This is a genomic window from Pseudomonas sp. ICMP 460 (assembly GCF_002723595.1).
Lineage (GTDB): Bacteria > Pseudomonadota > Gammaproteobacteria > Pseudomonadales > Pseudomonadaceae > Aquipseudomonas > Aquipseudomonas kitaguniensis.
Window position 1 is genome coordinate 53,409 of the sequence record NZ_LKBR01000015.1, and the last position, 18,235, is coordinate 71,643.

Genomic DNA, 18,235 nt, shown 5'->3' on the forward strand with positions numbered 1-18,235 from the left:
GCAGGTCATTAATACACGAAGCATTCAGCCCCTGAATGCCCATCCCGAAGACCTCGCCATGGCCCTTCAGCCCGACCTGCGTAATAACGTGCCTCTGGACAGCCTGAATTTCTTCCTCGCAGACGTTCGCGACGGGCTAGGCCCGTACCTGGCGATTTACTTGCTGGCCGTGCACCACTGGGACCCCGCCAGCATCGGTGTGGTCATGACACTGGCGGGCATTGCCGGGCTGGTCACCCAAGGCCCGGCGGGCGCGCTGATCGACCGTACGCGCAGCAAGCGCGCGGTGGTGGTGGTGGCCGCCATCCTCGTCACCGCCAGTTGCCTGATGCTGCCGTTTGTCAGCGCCTTCAGTTGGGTGGCGTTGACCCAAGCCGCCAGCGCCGTCGCCGCTTCGGTATTTGCGCCGGCTATTTCAGCAATCTCTTTGGGCATTACCGGACCGCGTGCCTTCACTCGCCGCACCGGGCGCAACGAAACCTTCAACCATGCGGGCAATGCCGTCGCGGCGTTGCTCGCCGGTGGCCTGGCGTACCTGTACGGCCCGGTGGTGGTGTTTTACTTGATGGCGTTTATGGCGCTGGCAAGCATCGTCGCGGTCAGTTGCGTGTCGGCCAAAGCGATTGACCATGAAGTTGCACGCGGCTTCGACCCGGCGCACAGCAGCGATCACGAGCAACCGACCGGCGTGAAGGCGTTGTTGGGTAACCGCCCACTGTTGTTGTTCGCCATTTGCTGCGCCTTGTTCCACCTGGCCAATGCCGCGATGCTGCCGCTGGTCAGCCAGAAGTTATCGCAAATCAACCTGCACATGGCCACGCCGCTGACCTCGGCGTGCATCGTCGCCGCGCAATTGGTGATGGTGCCGATGGCCTGGCTGGTGGGGCTCAAGGCCGACGTGTGGGGGCGCAAGCCGCTGCTGCTGGCCGGTTTCATGATTCTGCCGTTGCGGGGTGTGCTGTATACCGTGTCCAACGACCCCTATTGGCTGGTCGCCGTGCAAATGCTTGACGGCGTGGGCGCAGGCATTTTCGGCGCGCTGTTCCCGGTCATCGTCAAGGACCTGACCCAAGGCACCGGCCGCTTCAACGTCAGCCTTGGCGCGCTGTCCACTGTATTTGGCCTGGGCGCGGCACTGAGTAACAGCCTGGCCGGGTTCGTGGTGCAACAGGCCGGCTACAACGCAGCTTTCCTCGCGCTGGCGGCGGTCGCGGCCGTGGCCTTGGCGCTGTTATGGCTGGCCATGCCGGAGACGCTGGCAAAACCATCCCTCGCTCGCCATACAACTGCACTAAGGGGCCCTTTCGAGTAACCGTTGGTACCTAATGCACTTGATTCAAAGCAGGCGAGCGATGCAAACCCGCCATACGCAAAAAGCCCAGCGCGGGGCTGGGCTGGGCTGGGCTGCCAGATCTGCCATCGACTTTCTCGGAAGCCTGCTACTTCAAAATCTCATACCAAATTCGCGCATTAGCCAGCATTCTGACTGCGTTAAGTTTGTCGACCGCATACTGCGGGGCTGTCTCCCAAGGTAGCGAACTGCCTGTAAAAACAAGCAGCGGCTCATCCGTACCGCTCTCAAGCACAAGTCGAGCTTTAATAGATGTGAATTCAGGCTTGGCATTCAAAGCATCGCGCAGAGTTATGCGCTGCATTGGCGGAAGCTGACTCCAGGCCACAAACTCAGTGATCGGCTCCAGCCCAGCTGGATAGGTGTCGCGATGTAAGGTATTTCCAAACGTCTTTAAAATTTGCCCCATGTCATCAGTGAAGTCCATCCATTGATTGTTATCGGCTATCCGTGCGGGCAGCATTCTATTCCGAAAATTGGGATTAGAACTCAGCATGCCTGACTCACCATCAAAGTGACTGTACTTGATGTTCGTTCGATTAAACTCATAAAAGCGCAAGGTTGCATACTTGTCGAAAGTCGACACAGCTGAGCAACCAGGCAACAGGAGCGCAGGAATCGTGAGCGACAAAGCTATCAACATTTTACGCATGAGCATCCTTACGATTCAGATGGGGAGGAGATTTGAACAGTAGCCAATCTACCTCGTACCTGTCTAGGCATCCAGTGTGGATGGAATGACAGTGGCGGGATTGGATCCAGCCGTAGTAGCTTTCCGATATCAAGTACTGCTCACAGGAATGGTGAAAATGGCTAAAAGAGTTTCCAAGGCCGAGCAGGCGCTCTATGGCTGGTTGTTGTTGATCGGCATCATCGTCGGAGTGCCAGTCTATCTCTTCGACAAAGTAAACAAATCGGTTGGCTGGCAGATTCCAGCGTCTGTCATCGTAGCGCTTTTGATCCTGGCGATACTGATGAACCAGGCCAAGAAACGAGCTCGTCTGAATCGCCTGCGCAGCAAGTATGGTGATGAAGGCATTGTGCAAAATATCCTCGCCCGGAGGTTTTGGGCTGGACAAACCGCCGAGCAGTTGACCGACTCGCTTGGCCCCCCAGCTGCTACAGATCGAAAATTTCTGAAGACAAAGAACCGCGACATCTGGAAGTACCACCGGAAAGGTACAAATCGCTATGCATTGCGGATAACCGTTGAGGACGGCTTCGTTACGGCGTGGGATAAAAAATCTCACTAAAGAATATCCCAGCCCTTCGCTAGCAAGCCCAAGGACTGGGATTGCGCCAATACCGGCGCGGATAACGCACGGAAAGTGAAAGGAGTGAAATTGACGAGCCGATGAGCAGGCGACGGATCATCTGCTCGAAGCGCTGGCCCAAGGCAAAGAGGTACTTCCCTTTGGTCCGCCGTGTGAAGGCCTCGATTTCGCCGGCGATGGCTGTCTAGGTCATGACAAGGTGGACGCATGAAGCGCATCTACCCTATGCGGGCAAATGACCGACTTGTCCAAAATAAAATTCCCGGCCTTAGCCGCGCTGACCTCCTGCCCGCCGCAGGATGGCTAAACTGGCGCTAAACAAAGTGTTTTGGCGTCCATTAGACGACAACACAGCGGTTGGTTGAGGCACGACTATCGCCATTCTGCGTTGATGTAATCACGCGTGGACTGTCCAGAGCTCAGTTTTTTAGCCGATAGTTTACTGATTTCGCTGATCCGAGACACAGGGTCAACTAATGAAAATACAGCCGAGGTAAAAGACTTTCTATATTTCTCGTTGATCACCGGGCTTGGGTCGTCTGCACTGTATTGCCTGTAAATATCTACCAGTAGCTGCAAAACGATGTTCCGGTAACCCCTATATGCCAAGGGCTTACTTTCCCCAAATTTATCTTCAACGATGTTTGGAAAAAAGAATCTTCCTTGCTCGATAAGGGCTGACAAAGCGCAAAGGTCATCATGGACGTCGGGCCTATCAATTGGAAGCTTCTCCAAACGCATCAGACAGAAAACAACCTCCTTGTGCCAAGCAAGCAAGTTTTCAACATAGGCGGTTTCCATCTGATACCGCGTATGGCGCCTATCTCTCAAGAAGTAGTACGCCGTAGCCACAGAAACAATCAGCGAGATCCCGGGTATGGCGACAGTTCCTATCCACGAATAATCCATTTCACCCCATCCCAAATCTAAAACGCGACTATACATACAGGGTGTCGTACATGACCACAAACCAAATGATTGACGGCGTGCCGCGCGAGCTGGTTGAGCTTGCAGCAAAGCAGCTAGTGTTCTACGGACGCGAACTTGTTGCACAAGATCTGCGCGCCCTGCTGGAAATGCCTGAATCAGAACCTTGCGCAAAATCGCAAGTTGAGCCATCCGCCAATCCCAGGGCGTGCCGGTGGATCGCCAACCGGAAGCAATCATTGAGGGCGTGATGACTCGGGCGGGCAGCTCTCATGCGATCTTTGCGAGTACTGTCACGCTCAAAGATGGCGAGCAGGTGAAGTTCTACGCCGAGCAGCCCACGCCGATAGCGGTGGTGCTGCTTGGCCGTATGGGGCACTCAACTCGCGGAACTGGTTGGAATGCCTGCCTCGACGAAGTAACTCGCCTCAACGCCAAATCCTGAAAGAGTACGCCTGCACTCTCGCCTCGAAACACGTACCCCCCCTTTAAAATCAGCCGCTATAGCGGCAAAGACGAAGTCATGCCTGAAGAAATCAAATTGATCCAGCCAGCCCCGGTCGTGCGCGATGAATACGGCACGTTCGCTCACCCAGATATGCCCGACTTCGACGAGGGCGACGGTGATAAGTGCAATGCCTGAATCGCTGCACAGTGCTTGCAGGTGAAAATGGTGAGCCTCGAATATCACAGCGACGAAGCGGTCTCTGAGCGCTATTTCGAAGCTGGCGACCCGGACTGCGTTTATTGGGAGCCGGATCGGCGCCGATGGTGCGCGCCATCCTGGAAGGTCGGAAGACGGTAACTCGCCGTGCGATAACGCCGAGTATGCGCAGTGCCGATCACCAGTTCGAGCTGCGCCAGCAGGAAGATGGTTCGTGGCAGCCGATGCACACCTTCGACGAAAGCTTCATGAACGGGCAAGGTAATGAGTATCCGATAGCCCGCCCCTGCGGCAAGCTTGGCGACCAGCTGTAGGTGCGCGAGACCTGGGCTGCGGACGCACATGTTGATGCGATCGCACCCCGAGATCTTAGCCAGGGCGAGCCCGTCCAGTACCAAGCAGACGGGGCTGTTAGGCAAACAGGTATCTCGATGATCACCCTCCTGAAAGGCCGCCCGTCTATCCACATGCCTCGCTGGGGCAGCCCTATCTGGAGATCACCGACGTGCGCGTCGAGCGGTTGCAGGACATCACCGAGGATCAGGCCAAGGCCGAGGGCGTGCGGCTTTACACTGGTCATGCTGAGTTTGGTGATTGGTAGCACGTCGCGGGGATCGAGACCTACAGCGCTGATCCTCGAAAATCGTTTGAGCTGCTCTGGAAATCCGTCGGCGGCAACTGGGATGCAAACCTGTGGGACTGGGTCATTGAGTTCCGGCGGCGGTAGCGCAAGCTAAGTAAGATCAGCGCTTGGCTCGTTGGGCGAGCCCGACAGCCATGAAGGCGATGCCGGGTATCCAAAAGCCAGGGTTAGATGTCCCCAAGCCGACTGCAAGTAGTGACACACCGACAGCAAACATATGCGCTCCTCCCTGAAAAACTATCCATTTCATATCCGCTCATTTAAGCATAAACCGGCCATCAAAACGGCCAAGTACGAAGTCATGCCTGAAGAAATCAACAAAGCCTGGCCGGACCACTTCAGCTACATCGACACCATTGGCCCGGAAGGCATGAAGGTGCACTGCATCATCTATCAGGTAATCGGCGAGACCGCGCAGTTGGCGCCTGGGCGTTCGGCTCTCAGGGCAACAATCGCCCTCCTGCCGGTCATTGGGGTCAGCACTTCTGAGACATCGGCCGAGGTGAGGCCGAGTCGCAGGAAGAGCTGATTGCGGAGCTTAAACCGCGAGAACCTGCGTGCCTGCCAGGCAACCATCCACCTATGCGTTGGTTTTGATCCTGCCCATGGCAGCAGCAGAACAACTGAACGATGGCATCACCGGCGATAAAGTGCCGGAGGCGCAAATGGCCGCGCTACTCGGCACCCCATCGCTGCGCTGCGCTCCAAACGAGCCCGAAACCAAGTACCCCTCGGAGTTTGCAACAAGCAAAGCAGCCGGATCATCTACAGCATCAGGAGATACTACGAATGCCTCGAAAGCCATCTCAAAGCTGTCGACCATCCTGAACTCGGCGATGTCCGAAGAGCTAATCACGAAGAACCCCGCGGCAATCCTAGAGCTACCCAAGCGCAGCAAAAATGAAATTGACCCGTTTACCCTGGAGGAGGCAAACCTGAGCATAGCCAAGATGCACAAACACGATCACTGGCCCAGCACGATCTATGCGGCGTTTTTTGAGTTTGTGTTTTTTACAGGAATGCGTCTGTCCGAGGGGCTGGCAATGCGCTGGGATGCGGTAGACGAAGAGAAAAGGACGACCCACGTCTGTCTTGGGGTCGCCTTGGGGGAAGTGGTAGAGCGTACAAAAACGGGTGGAGACCGCTTTGTTTTGCTGAATGAGCGCGCCATGCATGCGCTGAAATTCGCGAGGGAATACGCAGAGCGGCGGAAAAAAGGCAACGGGAAGGTGCTGGAAACGCCATTTATTTTCCCGCCGTCACAGAACTCAGAGTACGTGAAACAGACATCCGACTTGCACAAGCAGTGGATTCCGACATTGAAGGCTCTGAATATCCGTCGTCGGCCGCCATACAACTGTCGTCACACCTATGCGACAATATGCATTATGTCTGGCATGAACCCCGCCTTCATCTCCCAGCAGCTCGGCCATAGTGTGCAGATGCTGCTCTCGACTTATGCGCGTTGGATCAACTCAAGCTCGGACTGGAGCGAAATGCAAAAGCTCCAGATTGGTCCCAAATTGGTCCCAGTTCAAATAAGCGCACCCTAAGCTATTGATAGGTAAAGTAATTGATCTCCACAGCTAACATCACCATGCAGTTCGGCGCCAAGCCGCTCTTCGAGAACGTCTCGGTCAAGTTCGGCGCCGGTAACCGTTATGGTTTGATCGGTGCCAACGGTTGCGGCAAGTCGACCTTCATGAAAATCCTCGGCGGCGACCTCGACCCGTCCGGCGGCCAGGTCATGCTGGAGCCGAATGTGCGCCTGGGTAAACTGCGCCAGGACCAGTTCGCCTACGAAGAATTCACCGTGCTCGACACCGTGATCATGGGCCACGAGGAGCTGTGGAAGGTCAAGGCCGAGCGCGACCGTATCTACTCGCTGCCGGAAATGAGCGAAGACGACGGCATGGCCGTGGCCGAGCTGGAAACCGAGTTCGCCGAGATGGACGGCTACACCGCCGAATCGCGTGCCGGTGAACTGCTGTTGGGCCTGGGTATTCCGCTGGAACAACATTTCGGCCCGATGAGCGAAGTGTCGCCCGGCTGGAAACTGCGTGTATTGCTGGCGCAGGCGTTGTTCTCCGACCCGGAAGTGCTGTTGCTCGACGAACCGACCAACCACTTGGACATCAACACCATTCGCTGGCTGGAAAACATTCTGACCCAGCGCTCCAGCCTGATGATCATCATCTCTCACGACCGTCACTTCCTGAACAGCGTGTGCACCCACATGGCTGACCTGGACTACGGCGAGCTGCGCCTGTTCCCGGGCAACTACGACGAGTACATGACCGTGGCGACACAGTCCCGCGAGCAACTGCTGTCGGACAACGCCAAGAAGAAAGCGCAAATCTCCGAGCTGCAATCGTTTGTCAGCCGCTTCTCGGCCAACGCCTCGAAAGCCAAGCAGGCCACTTCGCGTGCCAAGGCAATCGACAAGATTCAACTGGCCGAGGTCAAGCCTTCGAGCCGCGTGAGCCCGTTCATCCGTTTCGAGCAAACCAAAAAGCTGCACCGTCAGGCGGTCATCGTCGACCGTATGGCCAAAGGCTTCGACGGCAAGCCGCTGTTCAAGGACTTCAGCTTCCAGGTTGAAGCTGGCGAGCGCGTGGCGATCATCGGCCCGAACGGTATCGGCAAAACCACCCTGCTGCGCACGCTGGTCAACGAACTGACGCCGGACGCCGGCAGCATCAAGTGGACCGACGCCGCAGAGCTGGGCTACTACGCCCAGGACCACGCCTCCGACTTCGAAGACGACATGAGCCTGTTCGACTGGATGGGCCAGTGGACCCAAGGCGAGCAAGTGATTCGCGGCACGTTGGGGCGGATGCTGTTCTCCAACGACGAGATTCTCAAGTCGGTCAAAGTGATTTCCGGTGGTGAGCAAGGCCGTATGTTGTTCGGCAAGCTGATCCTGCAAAAGCCGAACGTGCTGATCATGGACGAACCGACCAACCACTTGGACATGGAATCCATCGAAGCGCTGAACCTGGCGCTGGAAAACTACCCGGGCACACTGATCTTCGTCAGCCACGACCGTGAGTTCGTATCGTCCCTGGCCACACGCATTATCGAGCTGAGCGCCAACGGCGTGATCGACTTCAGCGGCACCTATGACGACTACTTGCGCAGCCAAGGCGTAGTGTTCTAAATAGCGCCAGCTTTGTGGCGAGCCCGTTAGTATAGCGAGCGGGCTTATGTAGCGAGCGGGCCTGTGTGGGAGCGGGCTTGCTCGCGATGGGCTGCGCAGCGGCCCTAAAACCGCACACCGCGTTTTGCCTGGCAGAACGCGGTGTTTTTTTTGGGGCCGCTGCGCAGCCCAGCGCGAGCAAGCCCGCTCGCCACAGGAAGCCCGCCCACCACGCCCACTACATAGGCCCACTAGCCACATAAGGCCGGCACACCCCAACAAGCCTCCTTTCCAACAACAATCCCGAGTTCCCCACTCGCTAAAGTAGTTAGCCTGCTTCCTTTTCCCCCAAGCCCTTGCCATCATGCGTTCACCGCCCGCCCGCGAATAAGTGACCATGCCCGCCACCGCCCCCAGTTCACTGTCGATCACCCTGCAGATCGTCTCCATCGTTTTTTATACCTTCATCGCTTTCATCTGCATCGGCCTGCCGATTGCGGTAATCCCTGGCTATGTGCATGAACAACTCGGGTTCAGCGCGGTGGTAGCCGGTGTCACCATCGGCTCGCAATACCTGGCCACCCTGCTCAGCCGCCCCATGGCCGGGCGCATGTCGGACAATGTCGGCACCAAACGCGCGATTGTGCTGGGCCTGGCCGGTATTCTCGTCAGTGGCGTGCTCACGCTGCTTGCAACGCTGGTTGAAAGCTTGCCCGCGTTGAGCCTGGGCATTCTGATCGTCGGCAGGCTGCTGCTTGGCGTGGCGCAAGGGCTGATCGGCGTGGGCACCATCAGTTGGTGCATGGGCGCGGTGGGTGCCGAACACACCGCACGCTCAATTTCATGGAATGGCATCGCTTCCTACGGCGCCATCGCGATTGGCGCGCCCTTGGGCGTGGTGATGGTGGCCGAGTTTGGCTACACCAGTCTCGGCATTGCGCTGTCGGTATTGGCGGCGCTGGGATTGTTGCTGATTCGGCATAAACCGTCGGTGCCGGTGGTGCGCGGCGAGCGGCTGCCGTTCTGGGCGGTGTTCGGGCGTATCGCACCGTTTGGCGCGAGCCTGTGCCTGGCGTCGATCGGCTACGGCACACTAACCACCTTTATCACGCTGTACTACCTGGATCGCGGTTGGGCGGGCGCTGCTTACTGCCTCACGGTATTTGGCGTGTGCTTTATTGTGTCGCGCCTGATGTTTATTTCCGCCATCAGCCGCTTTGGTGGGTTCAGCGCGGCGATTGCCTGCATGATCATAGAAACCCTTGGCCTGACGTTACTGTGGCTGGCACCGTCCACCGGCGTCGCGTTGATGGGCGCGGGGCTGGCCGGCTTCGGCTTGTCACTGGTGTACCCGGCACTGGGCGTCGAAGCCATCAAGCAAGTGCCCAATAGCAGCCGTGGCGCCGGGCTAAGTGCTTACGCGGTGTTTTTTGACTTGGCCCTGGCGATTGCCGGGCCGTTGATGGGCGCCGTGGCACTGAACCTCGGCTATGGCTGGATCTTCTTTTGCGCAAGCCTGCTGTCGGTCGCGGCGCTGGGCCTGACGGTGCTGCTCAAACGCCGCGCTTACTGATCAGCGGTCTGCAACCCCGCGCGGGTCGACTTGCCAAGGGTGTGCACGAAGAAACGCCCCGCCTCGGAAATCAGGTCGCGGTGGATGCCTTCGCGGTCGACACCGTCGGCATCCGTGCAAATCGCCGGCATTGCCATCAATTGATCATCGTCACACGGCGCCATGAACACGAAGTGCCCTGCCCCGGCCAGCAGTTTGAAATCCGGCGGCTCCGGCAGTTTGCGCGCCAGCGCAGCGGCGTTCTTGTCGACGGCCACCAGTTTGTCGCCATCGCCGCTGTAAAGCAGCACCGGCACATGCACGTCGGCCAACGTGTGGCGACCAAACATCAAACTCAGTGGCGCCATCAGCATCAACGCGTGGATGCGCGGGTCGGCCTGCGGCTGCAGGTCGTCGCGGTCGACCACCAGCTCGCCTTTGGTGGTGCAGGCATCGTGGTCTTCCGGGCGCTCCTGGCAATAGCGGCGCAGGCGGTCGAAATCCGGCTTGGCGCCCGCCAGGATCAGCGCGGTTTCGCCGCCGGCGGAATAACCGATAACCCCCACCTGGTCGACGTTGACGAACGGCGACAGCATCGGGTCGCCCAAGGTGGCGGTGATCGCTTCGGAAATCTGGATTGGCCGGCCATACAGGTTGCTCACGGTGCCGAGGCGGCTGTGATCCTTGTAGTTATCGCCGGGGTGCAACACCGCAACGACCACAAACCCCTTGCGGGCCAGCGAGGTGGCCAAGTCGTGCAGGGCCAGCGGCGTGCCAGTATTGCCATGTGACAGCAGCAACATCGGGAATCGGCCGATGGCGACCTTGGAGTCTTCGGCGGCGGCAACGTGGTACGCGCCTATTTGCGTGGCTTGCTCAGCGTCGGTCGAGGGATAAAACGCGATGGCTTTCATCGGCTGCGAATCCAGCGGGTCGAGAAACGTCATGCGATGAAAGCCGACACTCCAATGTGGGTGCGGCGCAGAGGCGGCCTGCACTGAAATCAGGCCAGCGAACAGGGAAAGAACCAAAACGGCACAAAGACGCATCATGGGGATGTCCACCTTTGCTGCGCAATCACGTCAACACCCGCGGCATGTCTGTTTGAAAAGTCCATAGTTCAAGGCGCTCAAGCCGGGTGATAAACCCATACGTGCATAACCTGGGCCAAAGTAGTGACAGCGGGTAAACGAAAAAACTCCATACTCCGGTCGTTTTCAGGCGACCAGAATACAGAGTTTAGGCGCCCGGCTTCAGATTGAAACCGGTCAAAGGCGAAATTTACACAAGCCTTACGCGGCGGCGAACAATTGTTCGTTGATAGCTGTGTTGGCGTCGCTCAAGGCTTTGCTGCGTACTTCTTCACCGTAAGCCAGGCCTTGGGCGCGGACGAATTCGATGTCAGTGATGCCGAGGAAGCCGAATACCAGCTTCAAATAGTCTTCGTGGCCAACGTTGCTCGGCTGGCCGGCGTGCAGGCCACCGGCGGTCGAGACGATGATCAGCTTTTTGCCACCGCACAGGCCTTCAGGGCCGGCTTCGGTGTAACGGAACGTCTGGCCAGCCACCGCGATGCGGTCGATCCAGGCCTTGAGCTGAGAAGGCACCGAAAAGTTGTACATCGGTGCGCCAATCACTACGGCGTCGGCAGCGATAAATTCAGCCAGCGACGACGCGCTCAGCTCAGCTTCGTGCTGTTGTACCGCGTCACGCAGTTCGGCAGCAGTGCCCAGTGCGCCGAGGGTCAGGCCGGAAAAGTGGCTGATGCCTTCGCTCGCCAGGTCACGGTAAATCGCTTCCACGCCAGGTTGGGCTGTTTGCCATGCCTTGACCACCGCAGCGCTGAGCTGACGCGAAGCCGAATTGTCGCCGAGGATGCTGGAATCGATATGCAACAGTTTCATGCGGGATCTCCAAGTGAGGATCGCGACAAGGCGATCGAATGAAGTTAATCCTACAGGTGAAGCGAATGATCGATTAGACGGCGTAATTGCGACTGTTCGTCCTATCAGCAGGACGATGCATGACCCGCGCGGGGCACCCCGGCGCACTGACTGCCCGCTGCTAATAATTCCCACCAATTTTGTCGGAAAAACCTGTTCCAAATGGAACTCTCAAAGATTCTATTTTCAAAGTTTGATAACGTATAGCCGACTTTTTGGAGCGAATGAAATTGGCGACCTAAAGCTAAGCAGGCCTTCGCCAACCGCTTCTGACGCCTTAAAGAGGAAAGGATTTTGAGCCCCACCGACACCGCACAAGCGCTTCTGGCCGCTATCGATAACTGTGCCCGCGAACCCATCAGAACGCCAGGCAGCATCCAGCCTCAAGGGTTTCTGTTGGTGATTGAAGAAGCCACGATGAGCATCATCCAGGCCAGCGCCAACGTTGCCGAGTGGGTCGGCATTGAAGTGGCCGAACTGCTCGGCACCGCATTCGACGAGCTGGTGAGCCATGGCTCTGCGTTTGTCGACCAACTCAGTGAACTTGACGAAGACCAGTTGCAAGCGTTCCACGTAGGTGACGCACGGATTCTCAAGGGCGATAAGCAGGGCATGCTGGTCGCGATGATGCTGCACCGAAACGACGGCGTGCTGATTGCAGAATTTGAGCCCGCCAGCGATGTGGCGGTTGGGCACGGCCGTTTGTATCCGCTGATCCGCTCGTTCATCAGCCAAATGCGTGAAGATGAAGGCATTGATGAGCTGTGCCTGCGCGCCGTCGGGTTTATCAAACGCATCACCGGCTACGGGCGTGTCAACGCGTACCGCTTCGATGCAGCGGGCAATGGCGTGGTCAACGCAGAATTGGCGGATGAGGGCTTTGACCGGTATTACGGCCTGTGCTTCCCGGCCTCCGATATTCCGCAGCAAGCGCGTGATCTTTATTGCGCCAACCGCATCAGGATCATCGCGGACGTCGACTACACGCCCTCGCCGATCGTGCCCGCTGAAAACCCGAAAACCGGCCAGCCACTGGACCTGAGTTACGCCACGCTGCGCAGTGTTTCGCCGGTGCACCTGCACTACATGCGCAACATGGGCACCGGTGCGTCCATGTCTGTCTCAATCGTGATGGACGGCAAATTGTGGGGGTTGATTTCCTGCCACAACACCCTGCCACGCGCCGTCAGTTTTCAATCACGCACGGCCTGCGAGTTATTGGGCCGCGTGCTGTCCCTGCAACTGGAGACCAAAGTTGCGCATTTGCGCGCCCACAAGTTGCTCAGCCTGCGCAAGCAAATCGTGCAAATGCTGGCCGCGATGGCCGACCACGACAGCGTGTTGAAGGGCATTCGAGCCGTGCCTGAAGTCTTTTTGGGCTTTGTCGGCGCCTCGGGCGCGGCGGTGGTTTCCGACACCGAATGTGACCTGTATGGCATCACCCCGACTGAAAGTCAGGTGATGGCGCTGACCACTTGGCTGGATGAACGCGGCGGCTCCCCCCTGTTCTCCAGCGACAATGTGGGGCGCGACATTCCTCACCTGCCGGGCATTGCCAAGTCGGTGGGCGGGCTGCTGTCGGTGTCGATCTCGGAGGTCCATTCCAGCTACATCATTTGGTTTAAACCGGAACAAGTCCAGATCGTGAATTGGGCGGGCAAACCACAAAAGCGGGTTGAGGATAACGGTCAACTGTCACCCCGCCAGAGCTTTGCCATGTGGCAGGAGACGGTCGAGGGTTTCTCGACGCCATGGGACGACAGCGAACTTGAAGGCGTCTCCGAGCTGCGCCTGGCCGTGCTTGGCATCGTCTTGCGCAAGGCTGAAGAACTCGCACAGCTGGCGAATGAGTTGAAACGCTCGAACAAAGAGCTGGAAGCGTTCTCGTACAGTGTTTCGCACGACTTGCGCGCGCCGCTGCGCCACATTGCAGGCTATGCGGAGCTGCTTGGCGACATGGAACAGGACAACCTGACGGAGCGCGGGCAGCGCTTTCTCGGCACGATTGGCGAGTCGGCAAAGTTTGCCGGCACGCTGGTCGACAACCTGTTGAGCTTTTCCCAGATGGGCCGTTCGGCCATGCGGCTAAGCGAGGTCAACCTTGCCGCGATGATCGAATCGATTCAACGCGAGATGAAACCGGAATACGAGGACCGCACAATTGACTGGCAGGTGCGCGATTTGCCGGTGATCGTCGCTGACCCGGCTTTTCTGCATTTAGCCCTGCGCAATCTGGTGTCCAACGCCATCAAGTACACGCGCAACGAGCCCGTGGCGGTGATTCAGATCGAAGCCGTCAACGCGCCGGAGCATGTGATGGTGAGCATTAAAGACAACGGGGTCGGGTTCGATATGAAATATGCCGACAAGCTGTTCGGCGTGTTTCAGCGCCTGCACCGCATGGACGAATTTGAAGGAACCGGCATCGGCCTGGCTAACGTAAGGCGCATCGTCGAACGTCATGGCGGTACGGTCAAAGCAGAAGGCTGCCTGAATCAAGGCGCCACGTTTTCTTTTTCATTGCCAAAAAAACACCTCAGCCCGTTGGGCTGAAGAGACTGAGATAAAGCCATGCTTAAACCGATATTACTGGTAGAAGACGACCCCAACGACTTGGAACTGACGCTGGTTGCGTTGGAGCGCAGCCAGCTTGCCAACGACGTAATCGTGGTGCGTGACGGCGCGCAGGCGCTCGACTACCTGTTCAAGCGCGACACATTTGCCGACCGGGCCGACGGCAACCCTGCGGTTCTTCTGCTCGACCTTAAACTGCCGAAAATCGATGGTTTGCAGGTGCTCGAAGCGATTCGCGCCACCGAAGAACTGCGCAGTATCCCCGTGGTGATGCTGACCTCCTCCCGGGAAGAGCCCGACCTCTCGCGCGCCTATCAACTGGGGGTTAACGCCTACGTGGTCAAACCCGTGGAATTCAAGGAGTTTGTCGGGGCCATATCTGACCTGGGTATCTTCTGGGCTGTCTTGAACGAACCCCCACCGGGATCTGTCAGAGCGGTACGCCGCCCAAATTCCTGATAGCGCTACAGTTAAGAACAGCTCATTTCCATGTCCGTGAACACGATCAAAATACTCCTGGTAGAAGACAGCCCTCACGACGCGGAGCTGACCATTCTGGCACTCGAAGCCAGTGGCTTCGTAGTCGATTCCTCGCTGGTGCACAACCATGCGCAGGCGGAGCAATCGCTTCGGTCGGGTGTATTTGATGTCGTGCTGTGTGATTACCTGCTGCCGGGGTCATCCGGTGCAGAAGTGCTGCGCATCGCCCAACAGCTCGCGCCAAAAACGCCGTTCATTTTTTTATCGGGCATGTTTGGCGAGCAGCAAGCTGTAGAAATGATTCGCCTGGGCGCCGTCGATTATGTGCTGAAACAGAACATGAAGATGCTGCCCAAAGCCGTCAGACGTGCCGTGCTTGAGGTTCGCGAGCGCGAGCAACGGCTCAAGGCCGAAGCGGCGCTGCAGGAAGTAGAGGTGCGCGCACGGCTGGCCATTGAAGCGGCAATGATGGGGGTTTGGGAGTTCGACCTGGTCTCGGGCCGCTTGCTCTGGGACGAGCGTTGCAAGGCGTTGTACGAACTGCCGCCGACCTTGTCGGTGGACCTGGACTACTTCTTTAGCCGCTGCCACCCTGATGACCGCGCCAACGTCGAGAAAAACGTTCAGGAAGCAATCACCTTTCAACAGAACTACCAGGTTGAATACCGCATACGCTTGCCCGGCAACCGCGAACGCTGGATTTTCGCCAACGGCAGGTCGGTGTTCGAACACGGCAAATGCGTGCGCTTCACCGGCATCATCCAGGACATCAGTGAACGCAAGCGTGCGACCAAAGAGCTGGTCGAGCGCAACGAAGAACTCGGCCAACGCGTTGAGGAACGAACGCGTGACCGAGACCGCACGTGGGAGTTGTCCCGAGAATTGCTGGCGGTGTTGCGCTTTGACATGACGCCCATCGCGATCAACCCCGCCTGGCGGGCTGCACTCGGTTGGTCTGACACGCAGATCACCGACATGCGCCTGTGGGAGCTGATCCATCCCGAAGACCTTGAAGCCACGGTAAAAGAGACCGAGAACATTGCTCGCGGGCATATCTCCACGCGCTTTGTGAACCGAATGCGCCACCTCTCGGGCAGCTATCGCTGGTTGTCGTGGACGATAGTGCCTGAAAACGGCCTGATGTATGCGGCGGTGCGTGACATCACCGATGAGCGCGCCGTGGTCGAAGAACTCGCCGCTGCCAACCAGCGGCTGCGCGACCAGATCAAAGAGCGAGAGCGCGTTGAAGCGGCGCTACAGCAGCTGCAACGGCTCGAAGTGGTTGGCCAGCTTACCGCTGGTGTTGCGCATGACTTCAACAACCTCTTGACGGTCATTCTGACCAGTACCACGTTTGCTATTCGCGACATTGAAAAAGGCACCTTGGCCAAAACCATCAACCGTTTGAACCACGTAAAAGAAGCCGGCGAGCGCGGCGCCAAGCTCACCGCGCAGTTGCTGTCGTTCTCGCGGCGCCAACGCCTGGTGCCGGTGGTGATCAATTTAAATGACGTGATCCGGGGCATGGGCAGCCTGATCGCCAGGGCGTTGGGTGCAAAAAACTCTATCCGCTATGAGTTGGCGCCGGACCTGCGTAATGCCATGGGCGACCCTACGCAAACAGAAATGATCATTCTCAACCTGGCGATCAATGCGCGAGATGCCATGCCTGCGGGCGGCACCATTACCTTTTCGACCGCGAACCTCACCGTCGACCGCCCGCCGCTACACCCTGAAGACCCTGAACCCGGGGTGTACGCCGTGCTGACCATCAGCGACACCGGCAGCGGCATGCACGCGGATACCTTACGCAAGGCGTTTGAGCCGTTCTTCACCACCAAAGAAGTCGGCAAAGGCTCAGGCCTGGGACTTGCTCAGGTGTTCGGGTTTGCCAAGCAGTCTGGAGGCGGCGTCAATATTGAGTCGGCGATCGGCGTGGGTACCTCGGTCAGGGTCTACTTGCCCAGCGTAGAGGAATCCCAACACGCGCCAGAACCGCTGGTGCCGAGCCCCTCGCCTAAGGTTATTGCCGGCAGTAAAACCGTTTTGCTGGTGGATGATGACTCAGCCGTCAGGGCGGTCACCTCTCAAATGCTTGAGTCACTGGGTTACAACGTAGTCGAAGCCTGCGACGGCGTGCAGGCACTGGAAAAGATTGATTCTGTGATTGATGCGGTGGTCACTGACTTTGCGATGCCTGGCATGACCGGCGGCGAGTTGGCCTCGACCATTCGCCAGACGCGCCCGACGATGCCGATTGTTTTCGTCACCGGCTACGCAGACGTCGATGTGCTGGGGCTGCAAACGGCCACGGTGATTCAAAAGCCGTTTGATGAAAAAATGCTGCAGGACCGACTGGTCATGGCGCTTACCAACACCTGAGTCCGCGCCGGGCTGACCACGCGAGCACAGCCGCCGATTAACGCGCATTAACGGCGCCCAGTGGATGACTGACGTGAGGTGAACAATGCAAGGTAAAGCGTTTAAAGTGATGGGCCTGCTTTTAGTCTTATCCGCTGCACCGATGGCGCATGCCGAGGCCACACGTTTTGTGCATCCGGGAATGCTCAGTACCGAGGATGATTTTTCCCGCGCAAAAAGAATGATTAACGCCAACGTATCGCCTGCCGTCGACAGTTGGAAATTGCTGAGAAACAGTCGCTATACCGTGGCCAACTACACACCCCGCCCCGTCGATAAGGTGGTGCGCGGTAACCCGTCGTGGGGCAAAGACAATTACGCCCTGCTCTACCAGGACGCCGCCGCTGCTTACCAACTGGCTGTGCGTTGGAAAATCTCTGGAAATGTCGAATACGCGACGGCGGCCACTGCGGTGCTTGATGCGTGGTCAGGCACGCTGACCGATGTGATCGGCACCAGCGATAAATACCTGGCGTCCGGCCTGTATGGGTATCAACTGGCCAACGCCGCAGAGATCATGCGAACTTACCCCGGCTGGACAAAATTCCCGGCTTTTAAACAGATGATGCTCAAGGTTTTTTACCCGATGAACCACGACTTCATAACGCTGCATAATGGTTATGGCGAGGCCGGACTGCATTATTGGGCCAATTGGGATTTGGCCAATCTTGCCTCGATGATGGCCATCGGCATCCTGACCGACCGACACGACATTTATCAAGAATCGCTTGACTATGTACGCCACGGAACAGGCAACGGCGCCTTCAACCAAGCCATGTGGGCCGTGTATCCCGGCACAGGAACCGACGTCGGCCTGGCTCAGGTTCAGGAAAGCGGCCGTGACCAAGGCCACTCCACGTTAGACATTGCGTTGATCGGGGTGATTTGCCAAATGGCCTGGAACCAAGGCGATGATCTATTCGGCGCTAACGACAATCGGGTATTAAAAGCCAGTGAATACGTTGCGAAGTACAATCTTTTCCATGATGTTCCGTGGACCCATTACACCACCGCAGACGGTTCGGTACAGACTCAAATCTCGCCGGCAAGTCGCGGCAGTACCCGCCCGATATGGACGTTGATTTACAACCATTATGCGGGTATCAGCCACCTGCAAGCCCCTTACACCAAGCAGATGATGGACAATTTCGGCCCTGAAGCCGGTGCCTACGGAACCACCAGCGGGGGTTTTGATCAGCTCGGTTACGGTTCGCTGCTGTTCAGCAACTACCTGGCGTCCACCCCTCTAAAACATTAACGTTCACGC

14 protein-coding genes and 3 pseudogenes are annotated in these 18,235 nt (G+C 57.7%); 13 read left to right on the forward strand and 4 right to left on the reverse strand.

Going from position 1 to position 18,235, the window contains the following annotated elements:
- The first annotated feature begins 58 nt into the window (after window positions 1–58).
- Window positions 59–1,312 (forward strand): MFS transporter, encoded by a 1,254-nt coding sequence (locus AO240_RS12975; RefSeq protein ID WP_099236819.1) that lies wholly within the window; start codon window positions 59–61, stop codon window positions 1,310–1,312.
- 127 nt (window positions 1,313–1,439) lie between these two features.
- Here AO240_RS12975 and AO240_RS12980 read toward each other — a convergent pair whose 3' ends face one another.
- On the reverse strand, window positions 1,440–2,003 hold the full coding sequence (locus tag AO240_RS12980; protein ID WP_099236820.1) for a hypothetical protein: 564 nt from the start codon (window positions 2,001–2,003) through the stop codon (window positions 1,440–1,442).
- A gap of 157 nt (window positions 2,004–2,160) precedes the next feature.
- Between AO240_RS12980 and AO240_RS28970 the strand changes: the two genes are divergently transcribed.
- On the forward strand, window positions 2,161–2,604 hold the full coding sequence (locus tag AO240_RS28970; protein ID WP_256585939.1) for a hypothetical protein: 444 nt from the start codon (window positions 2,161–2,163) through the stop codon (window positions 2,602–2,604).
- A 393-nt stretch (window positions 2,605–2,997) separates the two neighbouring features.
- Here AO240_RS28970 and AO240_RS12990 read toward each other — a convergent pair whose 3' ends face one another.
- Window positions 2,998–3,744, reverse strand: coding sequence for a hypothetical protein (locus AO240_RS12990; RefSeq protein WP_143505367.1), 747 nt, complete (start codon window positions 3,742–3,744; stop codon window positions 2,998–3,000).
- Between the two features lie 22 nt (window positions 3,745–3,766).
- Here AO240_RS12990 and AO240_RS13000 point away from each other — a divergent pair, with 22 nt between their 5' ends.
- From AO240_RS13000 to AO240_RS13035, 7 genes and pseudogenes are all read left to right on the forward strand, one after another.
- The gene (locus AO240_RS13000; protein WP_143505369.1) at window positions 3,767–3,997 is read left to right on the forward strand and encodes a hypothetical protein; all 231 of its coding nucleotides are present in this window, start codon (window positions 3,767–3,769) and stop codon (window positions 3,995–3,997) included.
- Window positions 3,998–4,075: 78 nt separating this feature from the next.
- Window positions 4,076–4,315: pseudogene (locus tag AO240_RS13005) on the forward strand (hypothetical protein); the annotation flags it as partial.
- A 5-nt stretch (window positions 4,316–4,320) separates the two neighbouring features.
- Window positions 4,321–4,943: pseudogene (locus tag AO240_RS13010) on the forward strand (hypothetical protein).
- Between the two features lie 324 nt (window positions 4,944–5,267).
- Window positions 5,268–5,508 (forward strand): annotated as a pseudogene (locus tag AO240_RS28975) (hypothetical protein); the annotation flags it as partial.
- Complete coding sequence (locus AO240_RS13025) at window positions 5,465–6,412, forward strand: site-specific integrase (RefSeq protein WP_256585940.1); 948 nt, start codon at window positions 5,465–5,467, stop codon at window positions 6,410–6,412. The pseudogene AO240_RS28975 and the gene AO240_RS13025, both read left to right, overlap by 44 nt.
- Window positions 6,413–6,432: 20 nt before the next feature.
- Complete coding sequence (locus AO240_RS13030; protein WP_082649047.1) at window positions 6,433–8,019, forward strand: ABC-F family ATPase; 1,587 nt, start codon at window positions 6,433–6,435, stop codon at window positions 8,017–8,019.
- Window positions 8,020–8,395: 376 nt separating this feature from the next.
- The gene (locus tag AO240_RS13035; protein WP_099236825.1) at window positions 8,396–9,571 is read left to right on the forward strand and encodes an MFS transporter; all 1,176 of its coding nucleotides are present in this window, start codon (window positions 8,396–8,398) and stop codon (window positions 9,569–9,571) included.
- Here AO240_RS13035 and AO240_RS13040 read toward each other — a convergent pair.
- A complete protein-coding gene (locus tag AO240_RS13040) occupies window positions 9,565–10,602 on the reverse strand; it encodes a dienelactone hydrolase (protein ID WP_099236826.1) in 1,038 nt (345 codons plus the stop codon). The genes AO240_RS13035 and AO240_RS13040 overlap by 7 nt on opposite strands.
- 240 nt (window positions 10,603–10,842) lie before the next feature.
- Window positions 10,843–11,454: an FMN-dependent NADH-azoreductase gene (locus AO240_RS13045; RefSeq protein WP_099236827.1), complete on the reverse strand. Its 612-nt coding sequence runs from the start codon at window positions 11,452–11,454 to the stop codon at window positions 10,843–10,845.
- Window positions 11,455–11,787: 333 nt separating this feature from the next.
- On the opposite strand from AO240_RS13045, the gene AO240_RS13050 reads away from it, so the two are divergent.
- From AO240_RS13050 to AO240_RS13065, 4 genes are all read left to right on the forward strand, one after another.
- The gene (locus tag AO240_RS13050; protein WP_099236828.1) at window positions 11,788–14,046 is read left to right on the forward strand and encodes an ATP-binding protein; all 2,259 of its coding nucleotides are present in this window, start codon (window positions 11,788–11,790) and stop codon (window positions 14,044–14,046) included.
- A gap of 18 nt (window positions 14,047–14,064) precedes the next feature.
- Complete coding sequence (locus AO240_RS13055) at window positions 14,065–14,526, forward strand: response regulator (protein ID WP_099236829.1); 462 nt, start codon at window positions 14,065–14,067, stop codon at window positions 14,524–14,526.
- A gap of 30 nt (window positions 14,527–14,556) precedes the next feature.
- Window positions 14,557–16,929, forward strand: coding sequence for a hybrid sensor histidine kinase/response regulator (locus tag AO240_RS13060; protein ID WP_099236830.1), 2,373 nt, complete (start codon window positions 14,557–14,559; stop codon window positions 16,927–16,929).
- Window positions 16,930–17,014: 85 nt separating this feature from the next.
- Complete coding sequence (locus AO240_RS13065; RefSeq protein WP_371918625.1) at window positions 17,015–18,226, forward strand: alginate lyase family protein; 1,212 nt, start codon at window positions 17,015–17,017, stop codon at window positions 18,224–18,226.
- The last annotated feature ends 9 nt before the right edge of the window (window positions 18,227–18,235 follow it).